Source organism: Corallococcus caeni (genome assembly GCF_036245865.1).
In the GTDB taxonomy this organism is placed as follows: Bacteria; Myxococcota; Myxococcia; order Myxococcales; family Myxococcaceae; genus Corallococcus; species Corallococcus caeni.
Genome location: NZ_BTTW01000001.1, coordinates 995,212 through 1,008,110 on the forward strand (window position 1 = coordinate 995,212; position 12,899 = coordinate 1,008,110).

Here is a 12,899-nt window from a genome sequence, read left to right on the forward strand (position 1 = left end):
GTTGATATAGGCCCTGCCTATCGCAGGATGGGCAGGGCTTCGGGCCGCACGAGCAATTCAATACTGCGGGCTTGGCCGGCGCTGCGCCGGATGAGGCCTAGGCGTTCAAGCTCCAGCACCATGCGGTGCACGGTGGGCGGGCTGGTGCCGAAATGGCGCTGCATGTCGGCCTCGGCTGGCGCCCGTCGGTGGATACGCGAGTAGGCGTAGATGAAGGCCAGGTACTGGCCCTGTAGTTCCGTGAAGCGCGGTGGGTCGGAGGGAGTCGACACGAGGTGCCCGTGGGTAGTCCGTCTCCACCGTTTGCTGGAGCGCAGGACGCCCATGAATGTACGCCACAATGTGACCCTCACCGCAGAGGAGAAGCAGGAGTTGGAGGCCCTGGTAGCCGGGGGTACCGCGCGCGTACGCCACGTCAAGCGCGCCCAGGTGCTGCTGGCCGCACACGCCCAGCGCACCGACGAGGCCATCGCAAAAAGCGTGCAGGTGGGCCTCTCCACCATCTTCCGAGCGAAGAGCCGGTTCGTGGAAGGAGGCGTCAAGCACGCGCTCTACGACAAGCAGCGCGCGGGGGCGGAGCGCAAGTTGAGTGGCAAGGAGGAAGCCCTGCTGGTAGCCACCGCGTGCTCGGGGCCGCCAGCAGGACGGGCGCGCTGGACGCTTCAGTTGCTCGCCGACGAGATGGTTCGGCTGACCGAGCACGAGGGCCTCTCGCGCGAGACGGTGCGCCGACGCCTGGAGGAGAACGAGCTGAAGCCATGGCAGAAGCGCATGTGGTGCATCCCCAAGGTGGATGCCGAGTACGTGGCGCGCATGGAGGACGTGCTGGAGTTGTACGCAGCCCCTGCGGACAAGGCGCTCCCGTTGGTGTGCTTCGACGAGACGCCGGTGCAGCTCATCGGCGAGGCGCGCACGCCTGACCCACCAACTCCGCGTCCACGCGGCCCATCCCCTGGGCCTGGGCGCACCCATCGTGGGAGATCCGCTGTACGGACACGCGGGCCTGCGCCTGCACCTGCACGCCGAGACGCTGTCCTTCACGCACCCGGCGACGGGGCAGCGCGTGTCCTTCACCCGCGCCGCCCCGTTCTGAAGCGCCCGCGTCAGTTGACGAGCAGCACCTTGACCACGCCGCTCTGCTCCGCGACCTTCTGGGCCTCGCGCGCGTCGTCCAGCTTGAACGTCCGGCTGATGGGGATGACCAGGTCGCCCTTCGCGGCGCTCTCGGCGAGCTGCGAGAGTCGGTGCGCATCCGGGTGGGCCATGAAGCTGCGCACGACGAGCCACTTCTCCTTCGCGCCCTTCGGCTCTCCCACCACGCTGCCCACCGTTCCACCGTGCTTCACCTTGCCGAGCACCGCCGCGACGGCCTCGCCGCCCACCGTGTCCGCCACCGCGTCCAGCGTGGGCAGCTTCGCCACGTCCTTCGGATCATCCAGCGCGACGACGCCGTCCACGCCCAGCGTCCGGGCCTCGTCCACCTGCTTCTTCCGCACGCCCGCCCAGATGTGCGCGCCCCGCGCCCGCGCCGCGAAGATGGCGGAGCGTCCCACCGCGCCCAGCGCGCCCGTGACGAGCACCGTGTCCCCCTGCGAGGGCCGCACGTGCTCCTCGATGAGCTGCGTGCCCGTCAGCGTCACCAGCGGCAGCGCCGCGGCGTCCTTCAGGTCCAGATTGTCAGGCACCTTCGCCCAGCACTCCGTGGGCGCGACCACCGTCTCCGCGTAGCCGGCGTTCACCAGCCCCATCACGCGGTCGCCCGGCTCGAAGGCCTCCACGCCCGTGCCCACCTCGACGACCTCACCGGCCACGTCGCGGCCGAGGATGGCGGGGAACTTCAGGTCCATCCGCCCCTTCATGTCCCCCCGGCGGATCTTCCAGTCCACCGGGTTGATGCTCGCGGCGGTGACGCGGACCTTCAGCTCGCCCGGCCCCACCTTCGGCTCGGGCATGTCCTGCACCGCGAGCACGTCCACGTCCCCATAGCCTTTCAGCACGACCGCTTTCATCCGGGCCTCCACACAGGCGAGCGAGGGAAGACAACTCCAACGTCGGCCCAACGGTAAGCACCCACGAAGGGGGCGCCATCGTCGCCGTGCGGTCGCCCCGCCTCCTGCTCCCCGATGCATGCCAGCGTGGAAGCAGGCAGCCCCGCGCTTGACCGGGGGGAATACGCGGTCGCCGTCAGCGGGGCTGGAACTCCAGCGCCTCGCGCAGCACCGGGTAGGTGTCCTCGGCGGCGGTGCTGCCCATGAACGTGTCCAGGTGGCCGTAGCCGGGCAGCATGCGGCGCTGGTACCAGCGCGCGCCGTTCGCCTCGCGCAGCCACTGGAAGGTGCGCTCCGTGGAGGACGGCAGGTACGTGCGGTTCTGCTCGCTGGAGACGAACGTGATGGGCCGCTGGAAGGGCCGCGGGTCCAGGTAGTCCGGCGGACGCGCCTGTCCGTAGCGCAGCAGGTTGCCCGCGCGGCCGTGGTCGAACTTCACCGCGTGACCGCCGCGCGCCAGCTGCCCCAGGTGGCGGAACGTCAGCAGGTTGCAGCGGCCGAACTGCTCCTCCAGCCGCGCGTGCGTCTCCGCGTTGAGCCGCGCGTGCCGGTACAGCCGCCCGTACATGAATGACAGCCGGTGGCACACCGGGCTGTCGCACTCCATCCGCAGGAAGCCCGCCACCTTCGTGAACGCGGCCTGGAACAGCGGCGTGCGGGACGCCTCGTCCGGCGTGAGCGAGTCCAGCCCCGCGTCCAGCAGCTCCGGCACGCGCAAGAGCGCCTTGAAGCGCGTGGCGGCCGGCGTGTGGTGGTGCAGCGCCACCTGCGACGCCACCACGGTGCGCACGTCCGACAGGTGCCCCGCGGCCATGGACATGAAGAACGCCGCGGACCCCGCGCAGTGCACCACCGCCTGCACCGACTCCGCGCCCGTGATTTCACGCACGCGCCGCACCGCCGCCGGCATGTCGTGGTCCGCCGCGTCGTCCAGCGTGAACTGGCGCAGGGGCAGCTGCACGCTGGCGCGCCAGTCCAGCAGCCACGTGTCGTAGCCGTGGCGCACCAGGTGCTGGACGAAGTTCTCCTTCAGCGTGGGCAGCATGAACATGCCGCTCCACACGCCCGCGCCGTGCACCAGCAGCACCGGCCCCTTCGTGCCCCCCACGTAGCGGGTGAGCCTGAGGGGCACGCCGTCGCCCGCGAGGAAGTCGTACCGCTCCGGGACGGGCAGACCCTTGAGGGTCACGTCCTGCGACAGCGTCCGCGACACCGCCGCGCCGCTTCGGTAATCAAAAGCCATGGGCCACCGCCTCCGCGATGCGCTCGGCCACCGCGCTGATGGTCATCACCGGATGGAAACCGATGGACGTGGGGATGACGGAGCCATCCGCCACGTACAGTCCGGGGTAGTTGAACACTTCGCCTTCCTTTGACACCACGCCCCGGGCCGGCGACTCCGCCAGGTGCGCCCCGCCCAGCGAGTGCACCGTGAAAGGCCGGCGGAACAGCTCCCAGGTGACGAGCGGCGCGAACGTGCCGCCATACTGCGATGCCAGCTCACGCATCGCGTCCGTCATCCGGTTCACCAGGGCCACGTTCTCGTTCGCGTAGTCCCACTCGATGTCCAGCCGGTCGCCCTTGAGCACCATGTGCCCGTTTGCGTTGTCCTGACCAATGGCGAACAGGTTGCTCGTGTGCGCGGGGTCCACGCCGGCGCCCAGCGGCTTGTTGAACAGCCCCTTGGCGAACGCGCCGTGCATCAGCGGCCACAGCTTCGTCCACAGCGGGGAACCCACGCCGCCCAGCAGCCCCAGCCGAGGCTGCCCCATCCCCGCGAGCACCGCTGTCGCCGGCTGGTTGAACGTGGCCGTCACCATGGTGAAGCGCGGCGCGGCGTCGAAGAAGCGCATCACCGTGGCCACGTCCGGGCCCGCCCAGGGAAGGATCTCCTCGCGGCTGCCGTGCAGCGAGCCCAGGAAGTCGCCGTTGCCGGAGTAGCCCTTGCCCAGCCACTCGCTCACCAGCGGCAGCGTGCGGGCCCGGTCGCGGCTGCGCAGCAATATCTCCACCGTGCCCAGCGCCCCGGCGGACAGCACCACGCGGCTGCCCTCCACGGACGTCTTCTCCCCGGTGGCCAGGTCCTGGAAGTGCACGCGGTAGCCGCCCGCCACGCGCTGCACGTGGGACACGGACAGGCCCGGCCACACCGTGGCGCCCAGCTTCTCCGCGCGCGCCAGGTAGGTGAGGTCCAGGGTGTTCTTCGCGCCGTGCTGGCAGCCGAACTCGCACTCCGCGCAGCGCTGGCACGCCTTGCGGCCCGGGGCGGAGGGCTCCGTCCAGGAGACGGCCTCGTCCGGGTCGAACGTCTGGCGGCCCATGCGCCGGGCGGCCTGCTGGAACAGGTCGCGCTTCTTCAGCGGGATGGACGCGGGGAACGGCTTCACGTCCAGCTCGCGCGCCACCTTGTCGTAGTAGGGGTCCAACGCCTCGCGACTGAAGCCCCGGGGCCAGCGCGGGTGGTCGAAGACGATGGGGTCCGGCCGCACGTGCACGTTGGCGTAGATGAGCGACCCGCCGCCCACGCCGCTCGCCGTCACCGTGCCGATGCCGGACAGGAAGCGCACGTCGTAGAGCCCCCGCGCCTCCGGGCGGACCGGGTGGTGCCAGAGCAGCTCATCCGCGCGCGTGACGTCCCGGGGGAACTGGCCCGGGGCATACCGGCGGCCCCGCTCCAGCACCGCCACGGACTTGCCCGCCTGCGCCAGCCGGAGCGCGGTGATGGAGCCACCGAAGCCGGAGCCCACCACCACCACGTCGTAACGCTTCGCCATGCCCACGGTGAGCCCCCCTCAGTCGAACTTCGCGCGGGCGAAGACGTCCCACAGCGTGCCCATGAACATGCCGCCGAAGCGCCGCATCGCGTCCGCCTGCTTCAGCGGTGACGACGTGCCCAGCACGGAGAACGTGGTGAGCTGCTGGAGGAAGTCCGGCAGGTGCAGGCGGATGATGCCGCTCGCCACGACGGGGCCGGAGCGCTCGTGGCCCTTGCGCAGCACGGTGTAGAGCGTGGACGTGTCGCTCCACACGTCGAAGCCCGCGTCGTCGTTGACCTCCTTGTAGCCATCCAGGAGGTACGGCTGGCCGTCCACGCCGGTGAAGGGCAGGAGGTACAGCATGCGCCGCTCGTAGAAGCGCTCCGTGCCCACGAAGAGGTTGAAGACGCCGTTCTCCACCGCCGCGCCCCCGGGCGGCGTGAAGCCGCGCAGGTTCAGCGTGCCCTGCACGATGCCGCCATGCGACTCCTGCGCGAGGAAGCGGTCCAGGTTGGGCAGCGTGATGGTGACGACGAACTCCGCCGTCTGCCCCGCGCGCTGGCCCGCCCGCGCCGCCCCGTCGAAGTCGTCCGGGGCCGGGTGCCCCGGCTGGAGGAAGCCCTTCATCCGCTCCGTGAAGCGCAGGCCCACCACCGGCGTGGGAGACGCCACCGTGCCACCGGGCGGAATCACCACGTCGCCCAGCGGATCCGTCCCCGGCACCACCGGCGAGGCCACCGTCTCCACGTCCGGCATCATCCGCATGCTGGCGCGAGGCGGGTACGCGGGCGCAGCCTTCACGGGCGCGCGCTCCGGCGCCACCCAGCCCGGCGCGTCCTTCACCTGGCGGATGACCTGCTCCATGTTGCGCTCGGCCACGGCGGCGATGCTGGAGGACGGGTTGACGCCGATGCCCACCGGCAGCGCCGCGCCGTCCATCACGTACAGGCCGGGGTAGCCGTGCACCTCGCCGTCAGGCGTGAGGACGCCGTACGCGGGCTCCTCCGCCATCGCGCAGCCGCCCAGGTTGTGCACGGACACCGGCAGGTGCAGCCGCTCCCAGAGCGGGTTGTACGCGGCGCGCGTGCCCAGCGCGCGGGCCACGTCCTCGCAGAGCTGTTCCTGCGTGCGGTACAGCGGCAGGTTCGCGGGCACGTCCCACTGCACCTGGAGCTCGCGGGTGATGGGCGACAGCGACAGCCGGCCGTTGGACTTGTCCCGGCCCATGGCCAGGAAGACGGCCTGGAAGCGGCCCCGCTCGTTCTCGATGGAGGCCATCTCCTTCGAGCGCGTGCGCAGCACCTTCACCAGCTCGCGCTGGAGCAGGTCCGCCGGGAGCGTCATCGCGCGGTCCGGATCCATGGCGAGCATCAGCCCCGCCGCCTGCACCGGGTGCCCGCCCTCCTGGAAGAGGAACCAGGTCTTGTCCTTGCCCTGCCCTTCCTCCACCACCATGCCGGTGGTGATGGTGGGGCCCACCGCGGGGTCCCACGGCTCCTTCGTGTCGAAGGCGAAGGCGAGGAAGTCCCCGTTGGCGGAATAGCGCGAGCCCAGCCGCGCGCTCAGGTCCGGCAGTGTGCCGAGCACGTCGCGGTTGCGCAGCAGCAGCTCCGTGGTGTTCACCGCGCCCGCGCACAGGAAGACGCGGCGCGCGTCCACGGTGCGCTGCATGCCGGCGCTGGCGTGGTCGGTGAAGGTGACGCGGTAGCCCGGCGACAGCGGCTCGATGCGCGTCACCTCCGCCTGCGTCGTGACCTCCGCGCCCCGCTGTTCGGCGACGGCCAGGTAGTTCAAGTCCAGCGTGTTCTTCGCGCGGCGGTTGCAGCCGATGTCGCACTCGCCGCAGTAGTTGCAGCCCTCCTGGAGCACGCCGAACTTGTTGGGCAGCGGCTCGCCCGCGGGGGTGAAGCGCACGGCGAGGTTCGGGTGGAAGAACTGCGCCTCGCGGCCCAGCTTCTTGGCCACCTCCTGCATCCGCTTCGTCTTGGGCGGCAGGCCGCGCGCCGAGGCCGTGATGGGCTGCACGTCCAGCATGTGCGCCACCAGGTCGTAGTACGGATCCAACGCCTCCCGGCTATAGCCCTCCGGCCACCCGGACGCGAACACCTCCGCGGGCGGGCGCAGGTGCACGTTGGCGTAGATGAGCGAGCCGCCGCCGTACCCCGCGGCCTGCACGATGCTCATCCCCTTGAGGAACTTGATGTCGAAGAGGCCCTGCCGGTGCTGATACAGCCAGCCGTTGCGGGGGTCCTCGAAGTCACGAGGGAAGCTGCCCTTCGGGTAGCGCAGTCCGCGTTCGAGCACGCGCACGGTCAGGCCCGCCTGCGCGAGCCGACAGGCCGCCACCGCGCCGCCAAACCCGGTGCCGATGACCAGGGCGTCGTATGCCGGTGCCATGTTCCCCCTCGGGTGCGATCCCTGGGGAGCAGGGATGCAGAAGCGCGACCCGGGAACGTCCAGGAAAGGACGGACCTGACTCTACAACGGGTCCCCCCCGTTTCCTTGAGGCCCTCCCCCCTCCGTGGATCCACATTTTCCCCTCTGAAGAACCGCATTCCTTGAAGAGCACGGATCCATCAGCGGGCGGGCGGGCAACCGGCGTGTTTGGACGCGGGACGTCATGGACCTGGACCGGTAGCATCGAGCCCATGCGACCGGCCCTGGAGCACGAGCCATTCTCAGAGGCGGCAGCTCCGGCGGCGGATCCGCTGGTGGGGTCGAAGATTGGCGAGTTCGTCATCCGGGAACGCGTGGGCGCGGGCGGGATGGGGGTCGTCTATCGGGCGGAGCACCCGCTGATTGGCAAGCACGCGGCCATCAAGGTGATGCGCGCGGAGCTGGTGTCCCCGGAGCAGGAGCAGCGGTTGCTGGTAGAGGCGCGGGCGGTCAACGCCATCCGGCATCCGGGCGTCCTGGACATCTTCAACTTCGGGACGCTGCCGGACTGCCGGCCGTACGTGGTGATGGAACTGCTCCAGGGCCAGTCGCTCGCGGACCGGCTGCGCGAGCGGGACCGGATGGACGTGGGGACGGCGGCGTGGGTGTTGGATCAGGTCCTGGCCGCGCTGGGCGCCGCGCACCGGGCGGGGGTGGTGCACCGCGACCTGAAGCCCGCGAACGTGTTCCTGATGGAGCAGCCGGACGCGGCGCCGTTGATCAAGCTGGTGGATTTCGGCATCGCCAAGGTGATGCAGGAGCAGGACGCGCAGGCAGGGGCGGACGGCTCCACGGTGGGGACGCCGGACTTCATGGCCCCGGAGCAGATTCGCGGTGGCGAAGTGGGCCCGGCCGCGGACCTCTACGCGCTGGGGGTGATGGCATTCCAGATGCTCACGGGCACCCGGCCGTTCCAGGGTGACAACGTGCAGGTGATGTTCGCGCACGTCGAGCGGATCCCTCCCCGGGTGTCGTCGCGGGTGGAGGGGATTCCGCCGGAGCTCGATGATCTGGTGTTCCAGTTGATGGAGAAGGAGCCCGCGAAGCGGCCTGAGTCCGCGACCGCCGTGCGGATGAAGCTCCGGGGGCTGGCGCGACCGCCCGCGAGCCTGGAGACAGAGGCAGCACCGCCGCCGAGCGCGGAGTCACGGGCGGTACCGCAGGGGATCACGGCCGTCTCGCCGCCGGTTCGCCGGAGCAGGATGTCCATCGCGGTGGCTGCGCTCGTTGGGATGGCGCTGCTGGGGGTGGGTTACGGGTGGGGGACGCATTCAGGGAAGCCGGAGCAGCCGCAGGTGATGGCGCCTCCGCGGCCTTCCGAGCCGGTGAAGGTGGAGACACTGCCCGTGGAGCCATCGCCGGTCCTGGCGGCGCAGGTCCCTGTCGAGGCGCCGCCCGAGGTCATCGAGGAGGCAGCGCAGGCGGAGACGGCGACAGCGACCCTGGCGAAGTCCACGAAGTTGCCGCCCTTACCGGCGGAGACTCCCTCCGAGAAGAAGATGGAGCAGCGGCAGGCAGTTCTGTTCACGCTGCTGCTGGCGCGAGCGAAGGACGTGGATGCGGACGGAGCACTGCGCGGCAGGCTGCTGCAGCAGTACCGGGCCGCCGCCGAAGCAAAGACAGACTCCGAGCGGACGCGCATCCATGTCGCGTTGGATGACATCGAGAAGGAGCTGACCCAGCGCATCGCGCTGCACGACGCGCCCCCGAAGATTGTCACCGTCGCCGTTGCTCCTCCAAAGCAGCCCCGGGTCCCGGCGCTCGTGATTCCCAGACTCCCCACCCTGCCCCAGGGCAATGCCTCCGAGCAGCGGTTGGCCCAGCGCATGGACAAGCTGGTGGCGGAGCTGCGCACGCGCACGCAGAATCAGGACGTCGCGCCGGAGCTCACGAAGCAGCTGGTGGACATCTACAAGTCCGCGGCGAACGCCACGACCGCCACCGAGCGCATGACCGTGCATCAATCGCTGGATGCGTGGCAGGAGCGCCTGACGTCGCGCTTCCCCCGCTGATCAACGGCAGCTGGGAGGAAAAGGACCGGGTCACTGGAAGTAAGGGGAAACCCGCGTCGACTGGCCGACGAGCAAACAACCGGCAAGCCCCCAGGGCACGCGACGGCGTCCCCTGGCTCGCGGTACTGTCACCGCAAAACGGGCTTTCCCATGAAGACGCGAAGAATTCCGGAGACGGGGGCGCACCGGGCCCTGACGGAGCGGGAGGTGCCGGTGGCCATGGCCCCCCCTGCGCCGAAGGTGGATCCGCTGCTGGGGGCGCAGCTGGGCGAGTTCCTCATCCAGGAGCGCATTGGCGCGGGTGGCATGGGGGTGGTGTACCGGGCGGAGCACCCCATCATCGGCAAGCAGGCCGCGGTGAAGGTGTTGCGCGCGGAGCTGATGTCGCCGGAGCAGGAGCAGCGGCTGGTGGTGGAGGCGCGGTCGGTCAACGCCATCCGGCACCCGGGCATCCTGGACATCTTCAACTTCGGGACGCTGCCGGACGGCCGGCCCTATGTGGTGATGGAGCTGCTTCAGGGCCAGTCGCTCGCGGAGGTGTTGCGCGCGCGAGGACGGCTGGACGTGGGGACTGCGGTCTGGATGCTGGATCAGATCCTCTCGCCATTGGGGGCGGCGCACCGGGCGGGAGTGGTGCACCGCGATTTGAAGCCCGCGAACGTGTTCATGGTGGAGCGGCCGGACGCGGCGCCCACGCTCAAGCTGGTCGACTTCGGCATCGCCAAGGTGCTGCAGTCGCAAGACGGACTGACGCACGCGGACGGCTCCGTGCTGGGGACGCCGGACTTCATGGCCCCGGAGCAGATCCGTGGCGGCACGGTGGGCCCGGCCACGGACCTGTACGCGCTGGGCGTGATGGCGTTCCAGATGCTCACCGGCGCGCGGCCCTTCCAGGGTGAGAACGTGCAGGTGATGTTCGCGCACGTCGAACAAGCGCCACTGTCGCCCTCGTCGATGGTGGAGGGCATTCCGCCGGAGCTTGATGCGCTGGTGCTCCAGTTGCTGGAGAAGGCGCCTGCGAAGCGGCCTGCCTCCGCGGAAGAGGTGCGGCAGCGATTGAAGGCGCTTTCGTTGGGGCGGTCTCCGGGCACGCTGGGGCTTGGAGTACCCGCGGTGCAGAAGCGGGAGGAGCCCACGTCTCCCACGTCTCCCACGGCGCCCCGGCCGCCGGGGCTCGCGGCATTGCTCGCGGACCGCCGGAAGGTGGCACCGCTCGTGGCGGCGGCGGTCGCTGGGGTCATGGTAACGGGCGCGGGGCTCTGGTGGCTGACGCGGCCTGGGGAGACGCCTCCGCTCGTGGTGCAACGTCCGCCCGTGCCCGTTGCGCCAGTGGTGGCGGCGCCAGCACCAGTGGCTCCAGTGACTCCGACTCCGGTCGTGCCGAGCGAGCCCGTGCAGGAGGCGCATGAGGAAGTGGAGGCGACGTCCGAGACGGAGGGCAAGGCCTCCGGACTGCCTCCGCTGCCAGTGGCGACAGCATCCGAGAAGAAGCTGGCGCGGCGGCTGTTCGGGTTGTTCAAGCAGCAGCGCGCAAGGGCGAAGGACGTGGACGCGGAGGGAGAGCTGCGCGGAAAGTTGATCCAGCAGTACCGCGCAGCCGTGGACGCGACGAAGGAGTCCGAACGCGCGCGCATCCATCTGGCGCTCGATGGTATCGAGAAGGAGCTGACCCAACGCATCGCGCGGCACGACGCGCCCCCGGTGGTCGTCGTTCCGGAGATGCCCAAGGTTCCGCCGCTCGTGCTGCCCCCGCTGCCTGGCCTGCCCCGGACCAACGCCTCCGAGCAGCGGCTGGCCCAACGGTTGGACAAACTGGTGGCGGAGCTGCGCAAGCGCACCCAGGGTCAGGACGTCGCGCCGGACCTCGTGCGCAAGCTGGTGGGCCTCTACACGGATGCCGCGAAGGCCGAGACCGCCACCGAGCGCATGGACGTGAACAAGGCGCTGGATGCGTGGCAGGAGCAGTTGAAGGCTCGCTTCCCGAAGTGAGCCTCCAAACAGGTTCGGCGCCGGGTTCGTCGTGCAGCACGGCTTCCGTGTTTTGCTACGCGCTGTAAGGATACACTCCTGTCACGCAAGCTAGCGATCACGTATCGCAAGACGGCGTCGACGCGAATGAATAGGAATCACCTATCTGCTGCCTATGATCCGGACCTCAATTCCTTCAAGCAGTGGTGAATTAATTTAAATCGCCAGTGTCGGAAACGAGCGCGTTGCACCACCAACGAACTGGCCCAGGCGAAGAGGCAATGCCGCGCAGCGAGCGATGCACATTGGGGACGCTCGCCGCGTGGCCCTGCCATTACTTCTCCTTCAGTCAATGAATCTCGGCGTCAGTACTTTGCTGTGTATTCACCCACAGAGGTTCCCTTAACCATCTTTACCCGAAGGAACTGATCTTTACGGTGTTCAAAGGCTTCCTTGAGGCTTCGATGGACGGACTGTGCCACCTCATTCGGATCGTAGTCGCCCCCGGGCTTGCCACTGATGGTAAGGAGATGATTGGCATACTCCATAGCGGCATCGGGGTACTTGCGCTTGATTGCATCGCGCGTGACCGCTTCAGCTTTCTCAAACTCGTCTTTCGACAGGACACCGTATTTAAGGGAGAGCTCGTCATCGGGAACAATGGGGCGCGCGAATCGATTCTTTGTATCAACCTCAAAGAAAATTCCGAGCTGCCCATCGTTGGCGGGATTGGACCATTCGAAGCTAACCAAGTAGAGCCCTCCCTCTACCTCCTTCGCACTCCATCCCTTTACAACAAGAACTCCACGAGCATCGCGGAATCGTGACTGGGCAAGGCTATCCAGCATGTCCTCCTCCGATATGTTCAGGTAGTGCTTCGCCATACCGGCGAAGTCTTCGACACCAGTCTGCATGCTTTGCCGAGCCAATGACACCGCCAACTCACCGCCTGTGAGCGGAACTGGCCGGAAGAATTTATACCCTACGCCAACGACACCAAGTGCCACGGCGGCAATAAGCAAGGAATTAATGAGCGTCTTGGCGGCAGATAGGAAAATAGATTTCATACTCTCTGGCATTGATTTCCCCCGATGGAATCAGCGTGGACATCAATCAGGGAGCCTATCATGCTCCTGGCCCAAGCTGCCTCGCCGACTCCCCTGCTTCGACCAGCACCGCATCGTTCCTAGCGGGGCTCGCGGTCGCTACAGCCTTGCGGCGTGAAATCATTGGACCTCACAACTTCGCATCTTGCTCCTTAGAACCAGCATTAGATGCCAAGGTCAACCTCTGCTATAAAAACTTAGATGCACCGGACGCCCCACCGGAAATAGACTTCGGTGGTTCCACTTGGACGACAGCTCACTCAAGAGACTATGTGGCTCATTATTTCACTAGGAATGGCGGTCGTCGGCGGGCTGATCGCACCGTTCTGCCTGAGGCTTCACTGCACCGGCCTTTGGCTGGGCAAGGTTCTGGTTGATCCAATAGCAAGCAAGGCCATGCCCAACGGGCTTCAAAACGCAGTCACCGACGGATGGCCAAGCAGTCTCGTAGCAGGCGTCAATATTTTTAGATTCGCGGCAGTGATAACTGCACTTCTGCACGCATGGTGGGCGCCCATACCGGTATTTATCCTGGGGTCATGGACATCTGCGTTTGTCGCACGAACGCAGTTG

8 protein-coding genes and 2 pseudogenes are annotated in these 12,899 nt (G+C 68.2%); 4 read left to right on the forward strand and 6 right to left on the reverse strand.

Going from position 1 to position 12,899, the window contains the following annotated elements; translation table 11 throughout:
• Positions 1 to 17: 17 nt before the first annotated feature.
• Positions 18 to 272 carry a LexA family protein gene (locus AABA78_RS04000; RefSeq protein ID WP_338261702.1) on the reverse strand — a complete coding sequence of 85 codons (255 nt, stop codon included), beginning with the start codon at positions 270 to 272 and terminating at the stop codon, positions 18 to 20.
• Between the two features lie 52 nt (positions 273 to 324).
• Here AABA78_RS04000 and AABA78_RS04005 point away from each other — a divergent pair.
• Positions 325 to 933, forward strand: a pseudogene (locus tag AABA78_RS04005) (IS630 family transposase); the annotation flags it as partial.
• Positions 920 to 1,093 (forward strand): annotated as a pseudogene (locus AABA78_RS04010) (RluA family pseudouridine synthase); the annotation flags it as partial. The pseudogenes AABA78_RS04005 and AABA78_RS04010, both read left to right, overlap by 14 nt.
• Before the next feature lie 10 nt (positions 1,094 to 1,103).
• Here AABA78_RS04010 and AABA78_RS04015 read toward each other — a convergent pair.
• The 4 genes from AABA78_RS04015 to AABA78_RS04030 form a co-directional block, all read right to left on the reverse strand.
• Positions 1,104 to 2,009 (reverse strand): NADP-dependent oxidoreductase, encoded by a 906-nt coding sequence (locus AABA78_RS04015; protein WP_338261703.1) that lies wholly within the window; start codon positions 2,007 to 2,009, stop codon positions 1,104 to 1,106.
• Positions 2,010 to 2,184: 175 nt separating this feature from the next.
• Positions 2,185 to 3,291: an alpha/beta fold hydrolase gene (locus tag AABA78_RS04020; RefSeq protein WP_338261704.1), complete on the reverse strand. Its 1,107-nt coding sequence runs from the start codon at positions 3,289 to 3,291 to the stop codon at positions 2,185 to 2,187.
• The gene (locus tag AABA78_RS04025; protein WP_338261705.1) at positions 3,281 to 4,822 is read right to left on the reverse strand and encodes an FAD-dependent oxidoreductase; all 1,542 of its coding nucleotides are present in this window, start codon (positions 4,820 to 4,822) and stop codon (positions 3,281 to 3,283) included. The genes AABA78_RS04020 and AABA78_RS04025 overlap by 11 nt, the downstream gene beginning before the upstream one ends.
• A gap of 18 nt (positions 4,823 to 4,840) precedes the next feature.
• Positions 4,841 to 7,201 (reverse strand): GMC family oxidoreductase N-terminal domain-containing protein, encoded by a 2,361-nt coding sequence (locus AABA78_RS04030; RefSeq protein ID WP_338261706.1) that lies wholly within the window; start codon positions 7,199 to 7,201, stop codon positions 4,841 to 4,843.
• Positions 7,202 to 7,452: 251 nt separating this feature from the next.
• Here AABA78_RS04030 and AABA78_RS04035 point away from each other — a divergent pair, with 251 nt between their 5' ends.
• Both AABA78_RS04035 and AABA78_RS04040 read left to right on the forward strand, forming a co-directional pair.
• Positions 7,453 to 9,252 carry a serine/threonine-protein kinase gene (locus AABA78_RS04035; protein WP_338261707.1) on the forward strand — a complete coding sequence of 600 codons (1,800 nt, stop codon included), beginning with the start codon at positions 7,453 to 7,455 and terminating at the stop codon, positions 9,250 to 9,252.
• Positions 9,253 to 9,402: 150 nt separating this feature from the next.
• Positions 9,403 to 11,241 (forward strand): serine/threonine-protein kinase, encoded by a 1,839-nt coding sequence (locus AABA78_RS04040; RefSeq protein ID WP_338261708.1) that lies wholly within the window; start codon positions 9,403 to 9,405, stop codon positions 11,239 to 11,241.
• A gap of 344 nt (positions 11,242 to 11,585) precedes the next feature.
• Here AABA78_RS04040 and AABA78_RS04045 read toward each other — a convergent pair whose 3' ends face one another.
• The gene (locus tag AABA78_RS04045; protein ID WP_338261709.1) at positions 11,586 to 12,287 is read right to left on the reverse strand and encodes a hypothetical protein; all 702 of its coding nucleotides are present in this window, start codon (positions 12,285 to 12,287) and stop codon (positions 11,586 to 11,588) included.
• Positions 12,288 to 12,899: the final 612 nt, after the last annotated feature.